Origin of the sequence: Mycobacterium sp. RTGN6, assembly GCF_033804605.1 — a bacterium.
Lineage (GTDB): Bacteria > Actinomycetota > Actinomycetes > Mycobacteriales > Mycobacteriaceae > Mycobacterium.
This window is the reverse complement of sequence record NZ_JAPZKZ010000011.1, coordinates 134,444-152,974: the sequence shown is the minus strand read 5'-3', so window position 1 is coordinate 152,974 and position 18,531 is coordinate 134,444. Positions and strand designations below refer to the sequence as shown.

The 18,531-nt window shown below is 66.0% G+C and carries 15 protein-coding genes; 9 read left to right on the top strand and 6 right to left on the bottom strand.

The features are described from left to right. Positions 1 to 113: 113 nt before the first annotated feature. From SLQ33_RS25670 to fdxA, 9 genes are all read left to right on the top strand, one after another. Positions 114 to 986 carry an amidohydrolase family protein gene (locus SLQ33_RS25670; protein ID WP_319456715.1) on the top strand — a complete coding sequence of 291 codons (873 nt, stop codon included), beginning with the start codon at positions 114 to 116 and terminating at the stop codon, positions 984 to 986. Further along, positions 983 to 1,837, top strand: coding sequence for a 3-hydroxyacyl-CoA dehydrogenase family protein (locus tag SLQ33_RS25665; RefSeq protein ID WP_319456714.1), 855 nt, complete (start codon positions 983 to 985; stop codon positions 1,835 to 1,837). The genes SLQ33_RS25670 and SLQ33_RS25665 overlap by 4 nt, the downstream gene beginning before the upstream one ends. Continuing rightward, positions 1,834 to 2,598, top strand: coding sequence for an enoyl-CoA hydratase/isomerase family protein (locus SLQ33_RS25660; protein ID WP_319456713.1), 765 nt, complete (start codon positions 1,834 to 1,836; stop codon positions 2,596 to 2,598). Before SLQ33_RS25665 ends, SLQ33_RS25660 begins: the two co-directional genes overlap by 4 nt. Continuing rightward, positions 2,595 to 4,157, top strand: coding sequence for a phenylacetic acid degradation bifunctional protein PaaZ (gene paaZ / locus SLQ33_RS25655; protein ID WP_319456712.1), 1,563 nt, complete (start codon positions 2,595 to 2,597; stop codon positions 4,155 to 4,157). Before SLQ33_RS25660 ends, paaZ begins: the two co-directional genes overlap by 4 nt. A gap of 85 nt (positions 4,158 to 4,242) precedes the next feature. Next, complete coding sequence (gene boxB, locus SLQ33_RS25650; RefSeq protein WP_319456711.1) at positions 4,243 to 5,724, top strand: benzoyl-CoA 2,3-epoxidase subunit BoxB; 1,482 nt, start codon at positions 4,243 to 4,245, stop codon at positions 5,722 to 5,724. Positions 5,725 to 5,767: 43 nt separating this feature from the next. Continuing rightward, the gene (boxC, locus tag SLQ33_RS25645; protein WP_319456710.1) at positions 5,768 to 7,471 is read left to right on the top strand and encodes a 2,3-epoxybenzoyl-CoA dihydrolase; all 1,704 of its coding nucleotides are present in this window, start codon (positions 5,768 to 5,770) and stop codon (positions 7,469 to 7,471) included. A 2-nt stretch (positions 7,472 to 7,473) separates the two neighbouring features. Then, positions 7,474 to 9,045: a benzoate-CoA ligase family protein gene (locus SLQ33_RS25640; protein WP_319456709.1), complete on the top strand. Its 1,572-nt coding sequence runs from the start codon at positions 7,474 to 7,476 to the stop codon at positions 9,043 to 9,045. Continuing rightward, positions 9,042 to 10,049: an NAD(P)/FAD-dependent oxidoreductase gene (locus SLQ33_RS25635; protein WP_319456708.1), complete on the top strand. Its 1,008-nt coding sequence runs from the start codon at positions 9,042 to 9,044 to the stop codon at positions 10,047 to 10,049. The genes SLQ33_RS25640 and SLQ33_RS25635 overlap by 4 nt, the downstream gene beginning before the upstream one ends. A 27-nt stretch (positions 10,050 to 10,076) precedes the next feature. Beyond that, a complete protein-coding gene (gene fdxA, locus SLQ33_RS25630) occupies positions 10,077 to 10,406 on the top strand; it encodes a ferredoxin (protein ID WP_319456707.1) in 330 nt (109 codons plus the stop codon). Positions 10,407 to 10,465: 59 nt separating this feature from the next. Here the strand turns inward: fdxA and SLQ33_RS25625 are convergent, their stop codons facing one another. The 6 genes from SLQ33_RS25625 to SLQ33_RS25600 are packed head-to-tail and all read right to left on the bottom strand — an operon-like array spanning position 10,466 to position 18,501. Further along, positions 10,466 to 11,182, bottom strand: a complete 717-nt coding sequence (locus SLQ33_RS25625; protein ID WP_319456837.1) for a maleylpyruvate isomerase family mycothiol-dependent enzyme — start codon at positions 11,180 to 11,182, stop codon at positions 10,466 to 10,468. Between the two features lie 9 nt (positions 11,183 to 11,191). Beyond that, the gene (locus SLQ33_RS25620) at positions 11,192 to 12,010 is read right to left on the bottom strand and encodes a fumarylacetoacetate hydrolase family protein (RefSeq protein ID WP_319456706.1); all 819 of its coding nucleotides are present in this window, start codon (positions 12,008 to 12,010) and stop codon (positions 11,192 to 11,194) included. After that, positions 12,010 to 13,077, bottom strand: a complete 1,068-nt coding sequence (locus SLQ33_RS25615) for a cupin domain-containing protein (RefSeq protein ID WP_319456705.1) — start codon at positions 13,075 to 13,077, stop codon at positions 12,010 to 12,012. Before SLQ33_RS25615 ends, SLQ33_RS25620 begins: the two co-directional genes overlap by 1 nt. Beyond that, a complete protein-coding gene (locus tag SLQ33_RS25610; protein ID WP_319456704.1) occupies positions 13,077 to 14,756 on the bottom strand; it encodes a (2,3-dihydroxybenzoyl)adenylate synthase in 1,680 nt (559 codons plus the stop codon). The genes SLQ33_RS25615 and SLQ33_RS25610 overlap by 1 nt, the downstream gene beginning before the upstream one ends. After that, a complete protein-coding gene (locus SLQ33_RS25605) occupies positions 14,753 to 16,792 on the bottom strand; it encodes an acetate--CoA ligase family protein (protein WP_319456703.1) in 2,040 nt (679 codons plus the stop codon). Before SLQ33_RS25605 ends, SLQ33_RS25610 begins: the two co-directional genes overlap by 4 nt. Next, positions 16,789 to 18,501: an FAD-dependent monooxygenase gene (locus SLQ33_RS25600; protein ID WP_319456702.1), complete on the bottom strand. Its 1,713-nt coding sequence runs from the start codon at positions 18,499 to 18,501 to the stop codon at positions 16,789 to 16,791. The genes SLQ33_RS25605 and SLQ33_RS25600 overlap by 4 nt, the downstream gene beginning before the upstream one ends. Positions 18,502 to 18,531 lie beyond the last annotated feature (30 nt).

The following is an 18,531-nucleotide window of genomic DNA, read 5'->3' as shown; positions in this document are numbered from 1 at the left end:
ATCGGGCGAAACTCATGCCGTGGAGCGTACAACCGTGACCGCATCGCCTGGCAGTCCCCGTAATTCTACTACAGAATCTTGTATATCCGTCGTTGCAATGTAGACTATCGACTGTGATTGACGGTCGTGTAGTCATCGACGCGCATGTGCATGTCCCCGTGCTGAGCACCCTGAATCCAGCGTGGCTGGACTGGGCGGACACGTTCTCGCGTGACCACCCGTGGCGCGACGCTTACGACGGGGACACCCCCGATCCGGCGGCACTGGACGGTCTGCTGACCGATGAAGGCGTTGATCACGCGCTGCTGTTCTGCGAATACAGTCCGCGCGCCACGGGGATTCAGGCGATCGACGACGTCGTGCCGATTGCCCAGTTCAATCCCAACCGGTTCAGCCTGGTCGCGAATGTCAACCCGCACCTTCACTTTCCGTTGCTCGACGAGTTGCAGCGGCAACTCGACCTCGGCGCCGTAGCACTCAAGCTGCATCCGGTTCACGGTCGCTTCGATCCCGGTGGCAAGGAGCTGTACCCGGTCTATGCGCGCTGCAGTGACCTGGGCGTGCCAGTAATTCTGCACTCCGGCGTGTCGAGCTTTCCTGGAGCGCAGACCAGTTGCGGGAATCCGGAACTGCTGTTGGACGCGATCGACTACTTTCCGAACCTTCAGTTCGTGTTCGCCCACGGGGGGCGCGGCTGGTGGTACGACGTCGCCGCGTTCATGGCGCAGTCGAAGCGCAACGTGTGGCTCGACCTGGCGGGATTGCCACCCAAGAAGCTCCCCGAGTACTACCAACGGTTCGACCTGGCCAAGATCGCGCAGAAGATGATCTTCGGTACTGACTGGCCCGGCGTTCCCGGGGTGCGATGCAATGTCGAAGCGCTGATGGGACTCGGCTTGCCCGACGACACGCTCACCGGAGTGCTGTCGAGAAACGCGCGAAACGTGTTCACCCGCTTGCCGTTCGGTGCGGAGGCGGATCAGTGAACCCGGTGTCGGCGGTCGGCGTGATCGGAGCGGGCACGATGGGGGTGGGCATCGCGTACGTCTTCGCTCAGGCCGACTGCGCGGTCACGGTGGTCGAGCCCGATCGAACACGTGCTGCGGCCGCGCACCAGACGATCGTCGTCCGAGTGAATAGGCTGCAAACCGAGAACCGGCTGCCCGCCGAGATCGCCGACCACATCCGGGCGTCCATCACCACCGTCGAATCGGTCGACGACCTACCGATGGAGCTGGATCTGATCGTCGAGGCCGTGCCCGAGGATCTTGACCTCAAGCAGTCGATCCTCGCGGCAGCCGAACGGCGAGCACCGGCCATGCTCGCGAGCAACACCAGCGCGCTGAGCATCTCGCAGATCGCGAAGTCGCTGCGCCATCCTGAGCGTCTGGTCGGTCTGCACTTCTTCAATCCGGTCTGGGCGATGCCGCTTCTGGAGATCGTGCGTGGATCGGCGAGCCCGGACGCGGTCATCGACACCGCACGCCACATCGGACGGCTCATCGGCAAGGAGACCATCGTCGTACGCGATTGCCCGGGCTTCGCCACGAGCCGGCTGGGAGTCGCACTCGGCCTGGAAGCGATTCGCATGCTCGAAGACGACGTCGCCGCCGCCGAAGACATCGATCAAGCGATGGTGCTGGGATACCGCCACCCGATGGGTCCGCTGCGGCTGACCGACCTGGTAGGCCTCGATGTCCGGCTGCACATCGCCCGGCAACTCGCCGACAGCCTCGGCCCACGATTCACGCCGCCGCAGCTGCTGATCGACAAAGTGGCCGCCGGCGAGCTGGGCAAGAAGTCTGGCCGCGGGTTCTATACCTGGGACGCTCGATGACCAAACCAGAATGCCTGCGCATCACCGAATCTGACGGTGTCGTCGAAGTCATCCTGGACCGGCCGGCCCAGCGCAACGCAATCGACGCCAGGATGGTCGCCGAGTTACACGCCGTGTGCGAGGCACTCGAACATCACCCCCGCCCAGCGATCATCACCGGAGGCGCCGACGGTGTGTTCGCCGGCGGTGCAGACATCGCCCAACTTCGTGAACGCGGCCGCGATGACGCGTTGGCGGGAATCAACCTCAGACTGTTCGACCGCGTTCGTGCGCTGCCGATGCCGACGATCGCTGCCGTCGACGGATATGCGCTCGGCGGCGGCGCCGAACTCGCCTATGCCTGCGATCTCCGCATCGTCACCCCCAGGACGGCCTTCGGGCAGCCGGAGCCCAGGCTCGGCATCATCGCCGGCGCGGGCGCGACCTACCGCCTGGTGCGGCTCGTCGGGGAAAGCGTCGCCAAGCAAGTACTTCTCGGGGGCGTGCAGATCTCCGCGGCGCGTGCCCTCGAACTCGGCCTCGTGCACTCGATCGTCGAGCCGGCACGGTTACTCGCTGCCGCACGTGACCTTGCCGCTCAGATGCTGCAGAGCTCCGGCATCGCCCTGCGAATGACCAAGCTTGCGGTCGACGCCGCACCGGAAGCGCATCCCCAGCTCGAGCTGGCGATCCAGGCCATGTTGTTCGAAGACGACGAAAAGTACCGCCGCATGAGCGAATTCCTCAACGGGCGGAAGACAACCGAGAGGATGCCCCAATGACCGATATCCTGCCCAGCTTCGTCTGCGGACAGTGGCAGCACCCGGCAGACGACGGGAAAGCCCTCCTCGACGCGGCTACCGGCGAGCCGATCGTCCGTATATCCCACGAATCGCTCGACTACCTCGCGGTCCTGGACCACTCCAGAAACGTCGGCGGCCCAGCGTTGCGCGACATGACGTTCCAGCAGCGGGCGAGCACGCTGAAGGCACTCGGCAAGCACCTGTCGGCGCGGATTCCGCAGTTGACGGACCTCTCCCTGCGCACTGGGGCCACCCGACGCGATTCGGCCATCGACATCGACGGCGGTATCGGCGTGCTGTTCGTGTACGCCAGCAAGGGCGCGAAAGAACTGCCGGATCAACACATCCTGCGCGACGGCGACTTCGAACCGCTGGGCAAGACTGGCACTTTCGGCGTCCAGCACGTGTTGAGCCCCTTGCTGGGCGCCTTCGTGCAGATCAACGCGTTCAACTTTCCCGTCTGGGGCATGCTCGAGAAGTTCGCACCGGCCTTTCTGGCGGGGATGCCCAACATCGTCAAACCTGCCAGCCAGACGGCTTACGTCACCGAACTGGCCGTTCGGGAGATCATCGCCTCCGGCCTCCTTCCGGATGGCGCCCTGCAGCTGGTGTGCGCGCGACCGGACGGGCTCCTCGAATCGCTGACCGGACAGGACGTGGTGTCGGTGACGGGCTCGCATGCGACGGCCACCGCTCTGCGTCGGCACCCCACCATCGCGGGCAACGCCGTGCGGTTTACTGCGGAAGCGGACTCGCTCAACAGCAGCATCCTTGGCGAGGACGTGGCGGCCGGTAGTCCGGAATTCGAGATCTTCGTCCGTGGACTGGTCACCGAGATGACTCAGAAGGCAGGGCAGAAATGCACGGCGATACGTCGGGCGTTCGTGCCTCGCGCGCTCGTCGACGACGTGGAATCTGCCGTGTGCGAACGCTTATCGAAGATCACCGTCGGCGACCCGCGCGACGAGACGGTCAGGATGGGGCCGCTGGTAGGCCTCGCGCAGCGTGACGACGTCCGGGCGGCGACCGCGCGGCTCGCGAAGGCCGGCCGAATCGTCTTCGGCGGCATCGAGTGTGCGCCGCAGAACTTGTCGCCATCGGCAGACCTCGAACACGGTGCCTTTCAATCCCCCGTCCTGCTGCGGTTCGATGATCCGCAGCAGCCGGAACCGCACACGATAGAAGCCTTCGGCCCGGTGAGTTCGATCCTGCCCTACGACAGTCTCGACGATGCGCTGGATCTGGTGACGCGTGGCGAGGGCAGCCTGGTGGCGTCCATCGTCACCTCCGACGCCACGATCGCGCATGCGGCGGTGGCCGCGGCCGCACCCTGGCACGGTCGGCTTCTGGTACTGAATTCCGACAACGCTGCCGAAAGCACCGGACACGGGGCAGCCGTTCCCCACGCAGTGCACGGGGGTCCCGGTCGCGCGGGCGGCGGCGAGGAGCTGGCCGGACTGCGCAGTCTCCGGCATTTCATGCAGCGGACCGCGGTTCAGGGGAGTCCTGACTTCCTCGCCGAACTCGGCCGCCGGTGAGTGCCAAATTCATTCTACAAACTAGTAGACGGTACGCGTACAAAGTGTAGAATGAAGCGCAGTCATTCAGTCGGAGGAGAGCGCCATGACCGTTGAACAGGAACGCACTGGAGCCGCGCCGGTGCCCACCGGCCCGGTGAGCAAGATCGACTACACCGAACGCATTCCCAACAACGTCAACCTCGCGGAAGACCGGCGGCTGCAGCGCGCCCTCGAAGGTTGGCAGCCCAAGTTCCTGGACTGGTGGAAGAACCTCGGACCGGCGCTGCCGACCAAGGACGTCTACCTACGCACGGCGATAGCGGTCGGACGCGACGGCTGGGCGCACTTCGACCACGTCCCCATGGAGGAGTACCGGTGGGGCATCTTCCTGGCGGAACGCGACGCCGAACGCACGATCTCGTTCGGACAGCACAAGGGCGAGCCGGCGTGGCAGGAGGTGCCAGGTGAGTACCGCGCGGAGCTGATGCGCCTGATCACGGTGCAGGGCGACACCGAGCCGGCGTCAGTCGAGCAGCAGCGCATCCTCGGCAACACCGCGCCCAGTCTCTACGATCTGCGAAATCTCTTTCAGGTCAACGTCGAAGAGGGACGGCACCTCTGGGCGATGGTGTACCTGTTGCACGCCTACTTCGGCCGCGAGGGGCGAGAGGAAGCCGAGCAGCTGCTCAAACGAAACTCCGGAGACCTTGACTCGCCACGCATCCTCGGCGCCTTCAACGAGGAGACCACCGACTGGCTGCAGTTCTTCATGTTCACGTACTTCACTGACCGGGACGGCAAGTATCAGCTCGGCACGTTGAAGGAATCGGCCTTCGACCCGCTGGCGCGGACCTGTGAGTTCATGCTCAAGGAAGAGGCCCACCACATGTTCGTCGGCACCACCGGCGTGCAGCGCACGGTCGAGCGCACCGCCGAGCTAATGGCCCGACACGAGACGGCCGACATCTTCCAATACGGCGGGATACCGCTCGACGTCATCCAGCGCTACCTCAACTTCCAGTTCGCGGTGTCGATGGACCTGTTCGGCTCCGAACAGTCCACCAATGCCGCCGCCTACTACACCGGAGGCTTGAAGGGACGTTGGCAGGAGCTGCGCCGAAAGGACGATCACGACCTTGCTGACGGCACCTACGTCGTGCGGACCGTTCGCGACGGCAAGATCGTCGAAGAAGAGGTGCCCTACCTGACGGCGCTCAATCTCGACCTGCGCGACGAGTATGTCGCCGACTGCCGCAACGGTGTTCGGCGCTGGAACCAGGCACTCGAGGACGCCGGTATCGAGCAGCGCTTGTACCTTCCGCACGAAGGCTTCAACCGCAAGGTCGGCAACTTCGCCGGTCACTTCGTCTCACCGAGCGGCGAGGTGCTCACCGAGGACGAATGGAATCGCCACGCGGGGCAATGGCTTCCCAGCGACGAGGACCGCGCACGGGTCGCCGAACTGATGGTGCCCCAATACGAGCCCGGTGATTTCGCGGGTTGGATCGCACCGCCGAAGACCGGGATCAACGATCAGCCGGTCGAATTCGACTACGTACACCTGGCCGAAGAAGCACTGGCCTGATCGCCTCGAGCTCTGACACCGCATTAGACGAAAGAGTGGACCGATGACAGCAACGCTAACTTCCGAGCCGATGGCCGCGACGGATGCTCCGGTGGTCGAATTCGACACCGAGCCGTCGGCGTACCGGCACTGGAAACTGGAATTCGACGGAGCCGTGGCGACGCTTACGCTGGCTGTCGATCCGCATGGTGGGTTGGTGCCCGGCTACGAGCTGAAGATGAACTCCTACGACCTCGGCGTCGACATCGAACTCTATGACGCCGTACAGCGCCTGCGGTTCGAACATCCGGAGGTCAAGGCCGTCGTCGTGACGGGTGGTCTGGAGCGGATGTTCTGTGCAGGCGCCAACATTCGCATGCTCGCACAGTCGACCCACGCGTGGAAGGTCAACTTCTGCAAGTTCACCAATGAAACGCGCAACGGCATGGAGGACGCGACGGAGAACTCTGGCCAGACATACATCGCGGCGCTCAACGGCACGTCGGCCGGTGGTGGTTACGAGCTGGCCGCGGCGTGTGACCAGATCGTGCTGCTCGACGATGGCTCGTCGGCGGTGTCGCTACCGGAGGTGCCCCTGCTCGGCGTGCTGCCCGGAACGGGTGGCCTGACCCGGGTCGTCGACAAGCGCAAGGTACGCAAGGACCGCGCCGACGTCTTCGCGACACGGGCCGAGGGCGTGCGTGGCGCGACCGCCGTCGAGTGGGGGCTCGTCGACGAGGCCGTATCACGGGCCCGGTTCGATGAACGGGTTCGCGCCCGCGCGGAGGACGCCGTCGCCCGGTCGTCACGGCCGGCCGATGCAGCGGGTGTCGCTCTCCCGCCGCTGTCTCGGCAAAGTGACGGCGACGAGATCCATTACCGCCACGTGCATGCGACACTGCACCGCGCCGAACGGCGCGTCGAGATCGTGGTGGCCGGACCCAGCTCCGCACCGCCGGCGGATGCCGACGGCGCCGTGGCCCGAGGCGCCGATTACTGGCCGCTGGCCATGACCCGGGAGCTCGATGACCTGATCCTGCGGCTGCGCACCAACGAGCCGGAGCTCGGAACATGGGTCTTCCGCGTGGTCGGCGATGCCGATCTCGTACGTGCCTACGACGGTCAGCTGCAAGCCAACACCGACAACTGGTTCATCAACGAGGTCCGCCTTTACTACAAGCGGACGTTGAAGCGCCTCGACGTCACGAGCCGCAGCCTGTTCGCGGTCATCGAACCGGGCAGCGCCTTCGTTGGCCTCCTGCTCGAGCTGGCGCTGGCCAGCGATCGCCAATACATGTTGGACGGCGCATATGAGGACGTCGACCCGGACGCGTCACCGGCAACGATCGAGGTCACCGAATCCAACTTTGGCGACTATTTGATGGGTAATGGACTCTCCCGGATCGAGTCCCGCTTCTACGGTCATCCCGAGCAACTCGCGGCCGTGGCCGACCGCATTGATACCCCGTTGCTGGCGGCGCAGGCTAACGAACTCGGGATGGTCACGTCCGCCCTTGACGACATCGATTTCGCCGACGAGCTTCGCATCACACTCGAAGAGCGTGCGTCCCTGTCACCGGATTCGTTGACCGGAATGGAAGCCAATCACCGATTCGTCGGGCCGGAAACGGTGGAAACCAAGATCTTCGGGCGGCTGACCGCCTGGCAGAACTGGATCTTCGTGCGGCCCAACGCAGCCGGACCCGAAGGCGCGCTGCGCCGGTACGGTACCGGTCAGCGTGCGAGCTTCGACACCAAGCGGGTGTAGTGATGGACGGGTTCAACGCCGCCGACTTCCTCGTGCACCGCCATGTGGGGAGCGAAGCGCAAGACAAGATCGCCCTGATCGGTTCGCGGGCGCGGACTTACGGCGAGCTCTCGCAGGATGTGGCAAGCCTGGCGAGCGGTTTACGCAGCCTCGGGCTGCGCCGTGACGATCGCATCGTGCTGGTGATGGCCGACGACGTGGAGATGGCCACCAGCATTCTGGCGGCATTCCACGGGGGATTCGTCGCGGTCCCGGTGTCGACGATGCTCAACGGCGATGAACTGGCCAAGATCATCCAGGACTCCGGTGCGTGCGTCGTGATCGCAACACCGGAGTATCTCGGCTCCGTTGCAGCGGCGGTCGACTCGTCACCCGACGTCGCCCAGCTCGTGATCGCGGGCGAATACCAAGCCTTGCCCACGCCGATCCGCCAGGACGTGACCGTTACGCGTTGGACGGAACTGGTGGGCCAAGGCGAGCCGCCGGCGGCCACCGACCCCGATTCGTGGGCACTCTGGCTCTATACGTCCGGAACGACCGGCACGCCGAAGGCCGCGATGCATCGCCACGCCAACATTCGCCACGTGTATGAGACTTACGGCCAACAGACCCTGGGAATTCGTGACGACGACCGGTGCCTGTCCGTCGCGAAGTTGTTCTTCGCCTACGGGATCGGGAACAGCTTGTTCTTTCCCCTCGGCGCGGGGGCGACGGCGATCCTGCAGTCGCTTCGCCCGACGCCAGAGTCCATCGGTGAAAGGTTGATGGCCGAGTCACCCAGCCTTTTCTTCGCGGTGCCCACCTTCTACTCGGCCCTGCTGGCCTCCGACCTGCCTGCCGAAGTCTTCGCCTCAGTGCGGTTGTGCGTATCGGCCGGCGAGACGTTGCCCGAGGTGGTGCAGAACAGGTTCAAGGACCGGTTCGGTGTAGACATCCTCGATGGCATCGGTTCCACTGAAGCGCTGCACATCTTCTTGTCCAACGGCCCTGACGACATTCGGCCCGGCACCACCGGAAAACCCGTGCCCGGCTACAAGGTGGAACTGCGCGACACCGATGGTCACGTGGTGGTGACACCCGGGACGGCTGGGGATCTTTACGTGAGCGGTGAATCGATTGCGCTTGGATACTGGCGTCGCGCGGAGGCTAATCGCACTGTCTTCCAGGGAGAGTGGCTGCGTACCGGCGACACGTATGTGCTCGACGACGAGGGCTACTACCACTGTCTGGGCCGGTCCAACGATCTCCTCAAGGCCGGCGGGATCTGGGTGGCCCCCACCGAGGTTGAGGAGCGCCTGCTCGAACACGAGGGCGTCGCCGAAGCCGCCGTGGTCGGCCTGCCGGACGGCGATGGTATCGATAAACCCGCCGCCCTCGTCGTTCGGTCGCCCGGTCATGACGATGTCTGCGCCGACGACCTGATCGCCTGGTGCCGGGAAGGCCTGGCGGCCTTCAAGCGACCGCGGTCGGTGGATTTCACCGCCGAGCTGCCAAAGACGGCGACCGGCAAGCTTCAGCGGTTCCGCGTCCGCGAAATGATGCTCGAGCAGACGAAAACGGAAGTGCTGCAATGACTGTCTACTCCGCCGATGTGCTAATTGTGGGAGCGGGGCCGGTCGGCCTCTACGGCGCCTACTACGCGGGCGTGCGCGGCTTGCGCGTCGCCGTCATCGATTCGCTGTCGCAGCTCGGCGGCCAAATCACCGCGATGTATCCGGAGAAGCAGATATTCGACATTGCCGGCTACCCAGCCGTGAAGGGTCGCGACCTCGTTGACGCGCTGGCCGAGCAGGCAGCGTCCGCGAGCCCGTTCTACATCCTTGGCCAGGAGGCGCAGCAGCTCTCTACGGATTCGTCGGGCACACACACCATCACGACCACTAGAGGCGATGAACTCCGCTGCGGTGCAATCATTATCACCGCTGGCATCGGTACATTCACACCTCGCAAGCTGTCCGCCGGAGAAGACTATCTTGGCCGGGGACTGGAGTACTTCGTTCCAAACCCCACGCCGTATGCCGCGACCGACGTGGTGATCGTCGGTGGTGGTGACTCGGCCTTGGACTGGGCGCTCATGTTGGAGCCGATCGCCGCTTCGGTAACGGTCGTACATCGGCGAAAAGCGTTCCGGGCGCACGCCGCCACCGTTGCCCAAGTCGAACGGTCCACGGTCGAATTGATCACTGACGCCGAGGTCGGCGCCCTTGGTGGCAACGGCGCCGTCGCACACGCCGATATCGCGATCAAGGGGACGGACGACATGCGTCGCGTCGAGTGTCAGCGGGTGGTTGCGGCGCTGGGTTTCGTCGCCAACCTTGGCCCGCTGCGCGAGTGGGGTGTCGAACTACGCGACAACCGGCACATCGTCGTGGATTCGGCGATGCGTACTGGACGCACGGGTGTTTTCGCCGCCGGAGACGTCGTCGACTACGACGGCAAGGTGCGGTTGATCTCCGTCGGCTTCGGTGAAGTGGCGACAGCAGTCAACAATGCCGCGGTGCACATCGACCCCCAAGCGCAGCTGTTCCCCGGTCACTCCACCGACGAGCAGCCAGCGCCGACGCTCACCCCCGCGTGAGCGCCACTGACGGGAAGGAGAAACGACGTGCCGTATGTGATCGCAGGGCCGTGTATCGATGTGATGGACAAGTCCTGCATGGAGGAATGCCCGGTGGACTGCATCTACGAGGGCGACCGCAAGCTATACATCAACCCCAAGGAATGCATCGACTGCGGTGCTTGCGAACCGGTGTGTCCGGTCGAGGCGATCAGCCAGGACCGCCGGGTCGGTGACGCCGAGCTGGAATTCGTTGAGGACAACCGCCGATTCTTCACCGACGTGCTAGCCGGTCGCGACGAGCCGATCGGAGCGCCCGGGGGGTCACAAACCACTGGTGCGATCGGAGTCGACACGCCGATGGTGGCGGCGCGATGAAGGCGGCGGGCCGCTCAGAAGAGGACGGTTTGGTTGTCTGGGCTGGGCTGGGCCTTTTCTCATAGCCAGCGCGGTGGTCCGTCGGAGTCGCCGTCGATGTCGACGCCGACCGCGCCCCGCCCCGCCGCCCACCGCACCACGGCCGCAAGCGGACCCGCGACCGTCGTCGTGCGCTCTGCCGGAACCATGGCAATCGGGGTACAACCTTCGACGGCGAGCACCAGCCCGCCGCCGCGCTCGTTGCGGCGCCACGCATCCACGATGTCGGCCAGCAATGACTGCAACACCACCGGGGGGAAGTCACCGAACCGTCCGCCGTTGCCGAGGTCCACGGCGTGGATCCACACTTCGCGAGTACGCATCCACACCGCTTCAGATGCGGGGACGAGGCGGCCCTGAGCGGTGCGGACCTGCGCCGACCACGCTGCGGACGGCAGGTCGCGCCACTTCGCGTCCAGCCGGGCCACGGTGTGGTCGAACAGATTTCGCAGCGCACCGGCACTCAGCGTCGAGCCCTCGTCGATCTCGCGAGCACGCTGGTCGGCGGAGGCGTACATCGGAGTCTCGGTACCCGTGCTCGCCCAGTCCATCAACCGGCACAACGCTGCCGCGTTGTAGCCCACGTGAGCGAGCAGGTGCCGGCGCGACCACCCGGGCAGCAGCGAGTCGGCGTCCAGGTCGCGGTCACTGAGCTCCGCCAGCCGCTGTGCGAAGTACGCCGTGCCGCGCCTGGCGCTCAGTAGCCGGTCCGCGGGGTCAAGGTCGTTGAACACCAGAGGGATCCGCTACTTGATGATCGTCTTGTTGCGGACGGTTCCCAGGCCGTCGATGCTGACCTCCACCACCTCGCCGTGCTGGATGTAACGCGGTGGTTTGCGCGCATGACCCACGCCGCCCGTCGTACCGGTGATGATGACGTCGCCGGGCTGCAGGGTGAGGATATGAGAGATGTATTCGACGAGCTTGGCCGGGGTGAACACCAAGTCGTCGGTGTTTGCGCTTTGCATCACCTCACCGTCGAGGCGGGTCTCGATCCGGGTGCCCAGCGCGTAGTCGGTGTCGAGGTAGGGGCCGAAACCGCTTGTCTTCTCGAAGGTCTTGCCCTGGTCCCACTGCAGCGTGCGGTACTGGTAGTCGCGCATCGTATAGTCGTTGATCACCGAATAGCCGGCGATGTAACCATCGGCGGCCGCTTCGGGCACCTGATAGGCCGCCCGGCCGATGACCACGGCCAGTTCGGCTTCCCAATCCAGTTCCGAGGCAGCGTATTCCGGTACGACGACATCGTCGTATGGCCCGGTCAACGCCTCGGCCCACTTGCCGAAAAGTGTTGGGTACTGAGGCAGTTCGCGTCCCATCTCGGTGATGTGGGAGGCATAGTTGAGGCCGACGCAGACGATCTTGCCGGGCCGCGGGACCACCGGGGCGTAGTCAGCGCCGGACAGCGGGATGGCTTGGCCCGTTGCGTCTTCAGCGATGCGCCTCCAATCCGGTTCGGCGAGCAGGGCCGACAAGTCTGCGTAGTCGCCAACGAGGGTGGCAGTGTCGTCGTCGACGCGAGCGGCCGCGGTGGTGCCGTCGATGCGTAGGGTGGCCAGTCTCATCAGGGTCCTTCGGGGATGTAGGTGCGATCGAAGTGCAGGCGCTCGACGATGGGGGCGTCGGAGAACGTGAAGAGGTCAAGCTCGGTGTCGGCCTCGATGGCCCATTCGGTCCAGGACGGTACGACGACGAGGTCGCCTTTGCCGACCTCGGTGATGCCCGTGTCGAGGTGGAATCTGCCGGTGCCCTGGAAGATCTGGTAGACGGCCGAACCGACGTCGCGACGAGTCCGCGTGTGCGCGCCGGCGCGCAACCGATGAAACTCGGCGCGGATGGTCGGCATGACGTCACCACCGGTGGTGGGGTTGGTGTACCGAACGGCGGCATGTCCGGGTTCAGTGGTCGCGGGATGGCCCTCGTCCTCCAACTCCAGTTGCGCGCGCAACGCGGCATCGGTGTGTTGCCACCGGTACGCGGCGATCGGCGAACTGACCTTGGCGCCCAACCCGACCAACGGGCGAAGACCCGGGTGTGCCCAGAGCCGTTCGGACCGGGACACCTCGGGTGTCGACTCGTCGGTGACTCCGTCGGAGCCGAACTCGAAGAACCCAGTGTCGGTGTAGTGCACGAACGGAATGTCGAGCCCGTCGATCCAGGCCATCGGCTGCTGTGTCTCGTTGTGGTGGCCATGAAAGTGCCAGCCAGGAGTGAGCAGGAAGTCGCCGCGACGCATCGCGACCGGGTCGCCGTTGACGACGGTCCAGACCCCGTCCCCTTCGACGATGAACCGAAAGGCGTTCTGGGAGTGCCGATGTTCGGGCGCTGTCTCCTTCGGCCCGAGGTATTGGATGGCCGCCCACAGCGTGGGGGTCGCGTATGGGAGGCCACCCAGACCCGGGTTGGCCAGTGCGATCGCGCGCCGCTCCCCGCCGCGGCCAACAAGCACGAGCTCGCCTGCCCGTTGGGCCAGCGGGTACAGCGTCGCCCACTTCCACACGAACGGCACCGCTTTCGACATCGGAGCGGACGGCATCAGATCTCCGCGCTGAGTCCACAACGGCAGGAGGTGTTCGCGGTCGAAATCGGTGTAGAGCCGGTCCAATTGGTCATCGTGCAGTGGCGTGGTCATCACTTGTGGCCCTCCTCGGCGAGGCGACTGCAGATGTCCTCACGAATCGCCTTCTTGTCGAGCTTGCCGACCTTGGTGGTGGGCAGCTGGTCGACGACGACCAACCGCTCGGGAAGCTTGAACCGTGCGACACCAGCGGCATTCATCAGGTCGGTGACGTCGGTCAGCGTGATCGGATCGCCATGGGCGAGGGTGACGTACAGGCACACCCGCTCGCCAAGGACGGCATCCGGCATGGCGACCGCGGCTGCCAGGTCGACGCCGACGAGCTGGTAGGCGAAGTTCTCCACCTCTTCGGCCGAAACCTTTTCCCCGCCACGGTTGATCATGTCCTTGTCGCGACCCTCCACCACCAGGTTTCCGTCAGGGCGGCGCAGCACCACGTCGCCGCTGGCGTACCACCCGTCGGCGGTGAACGCGCGGGCGTTGTGGGCGGCCGCGCGGAAGTAGCCGCGCGGTGTGTACGGGCCGCGGGTCAGCAAGGCGCCCGGTGTGCCGTCGGGCAACGGCGTGCCGTCTTCGCCGACGATGGCGATCTCGTCGGCGTCGCACACCGGCCGACCCTGGGTGGTCAGCACGACCTCCAGGTCGTCGTCCAAGCGGGTCATGTTGATCAGTCCCTCGGCCATGCCGAAGACCTGCTGCAGGCGTGCGCCCAACACCGGCTCGACCCGGGCGGCGAGTTCGTCGGGCATGCGTGCCCCGCCGACCTGCAGCACGCGCAAGGTGTGGCCTCGCAGCGTCCCGTTGTCCCGCTGGTGTTCGATCCACCGCTGAGCGACCGCGGGCACCAACGCAGTGGCCGTGACCCGTTCCGCGTCAATGGTTTTCAGTGCCCGCTCGGGGGACGGTGACGGTAGCATCACCACCCGAGCGCCGGCGAACAACGCGCCGAGGATGCCCGGGCACGCCAACGCGAAGTTGTGGCTGACCGGCAGCGCAGCCAAATACACGGTGTCGGGACCGAACTCCGCGACCTCGTTGCACATCAGGATGTTGCAGACGTAGTCATCATTGGTGCGCACGATCAGTTTGGGAACGCCCGTGGTGCCGCCGGACAACAGCATGCAAACCACGTCGGCACCGGCGGGCTCGTAATCCGCGGCGGCGAATCGTGCTGTGCCGTTCGCGGCCGCACGGAGCCGGTATTCCGGTGCCTGCTCGGTGATGCCTTGCGACAGCGCACCGTGCACCAAAATGGCACGCACAGTGGGCACTTCAGCGGCGACCTGCTGCGCAGTCTCACGTGGATCCTCGTCGGAGGTGACGTCGGTGATGACTAGCGCACGGGCCTCCGACTGTGCCGCGAGGTGGGTGATCTCGTGTCGGCGATGGGCCGGCAGCGCCATGACCGGGACGATTCCACTCCGAAAGCAGCCCAGCGCCAATGCGACGAATTCCCAGCAGTTTGGCAACTGCACCACGATGCGGTCACCGGGTCGAATGCCCAGGTCGAGCAGGGCTTGCGCGCACGCTGCGGAACGGTCCCATAGGTCCCGATAGGTCAGCCGCGTGGTGCCGTCCACGATCGCCTCGTCGAGCGGCCGGCGCTCGACTTGCTCGGCAAGGTAGGACGCCACGGATCGGCCATGCCAGTAGCCGGCCTTGCGGTAGTGCGCGGCGACGTCGTCGGGCCAGGGCACCACACCGTCGATGGCAATGGGCGTTCGAGTTGTCATGGCACCTCCACGATTACTGCGTCGAGCGCGATCAACCCGGTAGCAGTGAGGCGCAGCGGGTTGATCTCGACATCGCTGACTTCGGCGTGGTCGTCGATGAACATCGCGAGCGCGACGACGATGCGGGCGAACTCTGCGCGGTCGATCCGGGGACCACCGCGCCACCCGTCGAGCAGGGCAGCGCACTGGAGGTCGTCGAGCATCGCGGCGGCGGCCGCACTGGTGACACGATGGCTACGGATCGTCACGTCACCGATGGCCTCTGCGGCGGTGCCGCCAAGACCCGCGACGACGATCGGCCCGAACACCGGGTCGCGGCGGGCACCGAGGAACATGTCCACCCCGGGGTCGGCCATGCTTTCGATCAGGTAGGCCGGAGCGGGGATGGCGTCAAGTGCGTCAAGGGCGTCGGCGAGCTGCCCGTGGGAGCCGACGCCGAGGTGTACGCCGCCGAGTTCCGTCTTGTGCAGCACGGTGGCGTCGAGGATCTTGACCGCGACCGGGTGGCGGAGTTCGTCGAGCGCGCGGTGGGCGGCCTCGCGATCGCCGCATACCCGCCGCGGTGGCGTCGCGATCCCCAGCGCGTCCAACATGTCCTTGGCGTGGGCTTCGTCGGCAGGCAACTCGACAGCGGGGCTGGGCCCGGCGCGACGCTCAGTACGTGCGACGTTGAGGTGTCGGGCCCTGGCGTCGTCCGCTAGCGCGCGAATGCCGTTGGCCAGCGCGGTGGCCGAGTTCAGCACCGGCACCCCCATGTCGGCGGCCGCGTTGCGGGTCTTGGCGACCACATCGGCCGGCCCACCGGTACCGACGACGACGGGCAGCCGACGGGGCAGCCCGGACCGGGTAATCGTGTCGGCCAGGTCGACGACGTCGGGCTCGGCCAGCGCGTACACCGCCAGTGCGTCGATCTCCGGATCGCCAGCAGTGGTGGTGAGCACGTCGGCGAAGGTTTCCGCCGGGCGGCCGGTGTCGACGGGGTTGGCCTGAAAGGTCATCGGCGGCAACAACTCTGCGAGCGCGGCTTGGGTCTGCGCGGCGAGGGCGGGCACCCGAACGCGGCCAGCCTGCAGTTGATCGAGCACCATGAGCCCCGGTCCGGCCTGGGCGGTGACGATGCCGATGCCCGGGTCCGCGCAGGCGGGCAGGCGGGTGCGGCTCAGCACCGCAAGCGCGTCGACGAGCTGCTGCTCCGAGTCGACCACGACGGCGCCGGCCTCTTTCAGCAATGCGCGGGTCGTGCGCCAGGACGTGGCCAGCGCGCCGGTGTGCGACGCCGAAAAGGCTGACACGTCACTGCGTCCGACCACGATGGCGACGATCGGTTTTTCGGTGCTGACGCGGCGGACCGACGTCAATAGGGCCGCGCCGTCGTCGACCGATTCGACATGCAGTGCGATGGCGCTGATTTGGGGGTCGCCGCGCAGGTACTCCAGCACGTCGGCACTGCGGATGTCGACGCAGTTGCCGAGGCCCACGCCGAGCCCGACACCGACCCCGGCTTCCGAGAGTAGGAACGACAGGGCGTGATTCATCCCGCCGCTGGCGGCGACGACGGCTACCGATCCGGCGGCGATCTGGTCCACGGTGGGGACGAAGGACACCGTGGCGCCTGCTGGTCGGAAGAACCCGGAGGTGTTCGGCCCGAGCAGGCGGATGCCGGTGGTCGTGACGATGTCGCTGAGCCGCTGCTGCAGTGCGATGCCGTCGACGCCGGCTTCCGCGAATCCGCCCGAGCAGATGACGGCGGCGCCGACACCACAAAGTGCGGCCTCCTGCAGCGCCTCCGGCGTCGTCGCGGCCGGTACGCACAGCACGGCCAAGTCGAACGCGCCGCCGCGGGCGCGGGTGGCCGCGGTGAGCGATTCGTGAAATGAGCTGTGGGCACTGGGCTTCGGGTTGATTCCGACCACCGTCAAGCCGTTGTCGCTGCCTCGTCTGACGGCATCGAACATCACCGCGCCGAGCTTGCCGGGTGTGGTCGACGCTCCAACGACCGCGATCGAGCTTGGGTCGAAAAGCCTGGCGATAGTCATCGGGCCGCCTCGACGTGGGAGGTGAGTTCGTGTTCCGCGACGGCGGGTTCGGGCTCGTAGGTGACCGCATCGGCGCGGCCCGACAGAATCAACGTTGCCGCGCTATCGATTTCGTCGACCGCCCGTCGCGTGCGCACCGAGGCGTGCTGGTCGACGATGATCGTCGGGATCCCGAAGGTCAAGCGGACGTGTTCGGAGCACAGCACCCTCGACAACTCGCTACCGCCCCGTATCACGACCGCTGCGGGCTGGCGGGCGCATACGGCGTCGAGCGCCGTCGTCGTTCGGTCGTCCAGCGCGGTGCCGACGGTGTCGGGTGCGGTGACCAACGCCGCTTCACCCGTGCCGTCGGCAACTGCCCGCAGCGTCGTGCGGCCGTCGCCGAGGCACACGCCTTCGTCCGCTGAGGCGTCCAGCGTCAGCAAGCGACGCTCGAGGGTGCGGGGTCCGACGTGTAGCGGGGTATCCAGCGGCGCGGTCCCGTGCAGACTCCGCCAAGCCTCCTCACTGTCTGCGACGAAGCCGGGATCCCGTTGGCGGATCTTCTCGGCGGAGATGGCGCGGCTGAAGAAGTGGAATCCGAACTGCCAAGGGTCCAGCGCGCGCTGGTACTCGCCGAAGTGGTCCCACCAGGACAGGCTGGGCATCGCGGAGTTCTGGACCTTGGCAACCTGCGGGCGTCGAGTGTGTTCGAACCGGTCCAACGCGGCGGGAATGTCGGTTGGCTGATCTGCTATCGACTGGGCCAGCGCGGCAGCGTCTTCCATCGCCATCTTGGTGCCCGAGCCGACCGAGAAATGCGCGGTGTGCACGGCGTCGCCCAACAGCACCACCGGGGTGCCCTGTGCGGACCGGGTGTGCCAGTGGCTCGTGCGCCGGGTCCTGAAGTTTGCCCATCGTGAGTTGTTGGCGACCAACGGATGACCGAATAGCTTCTCGAGGTAGTGCTGACTCGCGAGGTCTGACGGGCCTGGCGGTTGCGCTACGTCGAACCCGTCGAGGCCCGCCCGACGCCAGGTGGGCTCGTCGGTCTCGACGATGAAGGTGCTCAAACCCGACCCGATCGGGTAGCCGTGCACGGCGAAGTTCCCATGCTCCGTACGCTCGTGCAGGAACGTCAGCCCGTCGAACTGGTGCGTGGTGCCGAACCAGATGAACTTCACCCGAGCCTCGTCCACCGTGTGGCCGAGGTCGTCGATGAACTGTAGGCGCACAGCGGAATTCGTGCCGTCGGCGGCCACGATGAGGTCATAGCCGTCGTGGTCCAGTTCGTCGACCGTGACGGGGCAGTCGTAGTGCAAGTGGGCGCCCAGCTCGGCTGCCCGGCGACGCAGCGATTCGAGCAGAACGCGGCGATGCACCGCCGACATCCCGTTGCCGCCCGCCGTCACGGTCACGTGATTGCTGTGGACCGCGATGGTGTCCCAACGCCGTCCGTGGGCCGCCAACGTCTCGCGCAACACCGGATCTACGGCGTCGACGTTGTCCAAGGTCGTGTCGGAGAACACCACGCCGAACCCGAATACGTCGGACTCGGAGTTGCGTTCGAAGACATCGACGTGGCACCCGGGCAAGGTCCGGGACAGTGCGATCGCGGTGAACAATCCGCCGGGGCCGCCACCGATGCAGGCGACGCGCAGAGCCGGGGCTGAGGCCGGGGATTGCCCGGCTCGGATCGTCGTCAAGGCGGCCCCCAATGGCTGTGCCACCGAATCTTCAGTGGCTCGTCACCACATCAT

Bases quoted from the DNA above. Each gene is read 5' to 3' on its own strand.
- SLQ33_RS25660 (WP_319456713.1), top strand. From the start codon at position 1,834: ATGACCAAACCAGAATGCCTGCGCATCACCGAATCTGACGGTGTCGTC.
- paaZ (WP_319456712.1), top strand. From the start codon at position 2,595: ATGACCGATATCCTGCCCAGCTTCGTCTGCGGACAGTGGCAGCACCCG.
- boxB (WP_319456711.1), top strand. From the start codon at position 4,243: ATGACCGTTGAACAGGAACGCACTGGAGCCGCGCCGGTGCCCACCGGC.
- boxC (WP_319456710.1), top strand. From the start codon at position 5,768: ATGACAGCAACGCTAACTTCCGAGCCGATGGCCGCGACGGATGCTCCG.
- SLQ33_RS25640 (WP_319456709.1), top strand. From the start codon at position 7,474: ATGGACGGGTTCAACGCCGCCGACTTCCTCGTGCACCGCCATGTGGGG.
- SLQ33_RS25635 (WP_319456708.1), top strand. From the start codon at position 9,042: ATGACTGTCTACTCCGCCGATGTGCTAATTGTGGGAGCGGGGCCGGTC.
- SLQ33_RS25620 (WP_319456706.1), bottom strand. From the start codon at position 12,010: ATGAGACTGGCCACCCTACGCATCGACGGCACCACCGCGGCCGCTCGC.
- SLQ33_RS25615 (WP_319456705.1), bottom strand. From the start codon at position 13,077: ATGACCACGCCACTGCACGATGACCAATTGGACCGGCTCTACACCGAT.
- SLQ33_RS25610 (WP_319456704.1), bottom strand. From the start codon at position 14,756: ATGACAACTCGAACGCCCATTGCCATCGACGGTGTGGTGCCCTGGCCC.
- SLQ33_RS25605 (WP_319456703.1), bottom strand. From the start codon at position 16,792: ATGACTATCGCCAGGCTTTTCGACCCAAGCTCGATCGCGGTCGTTGGA.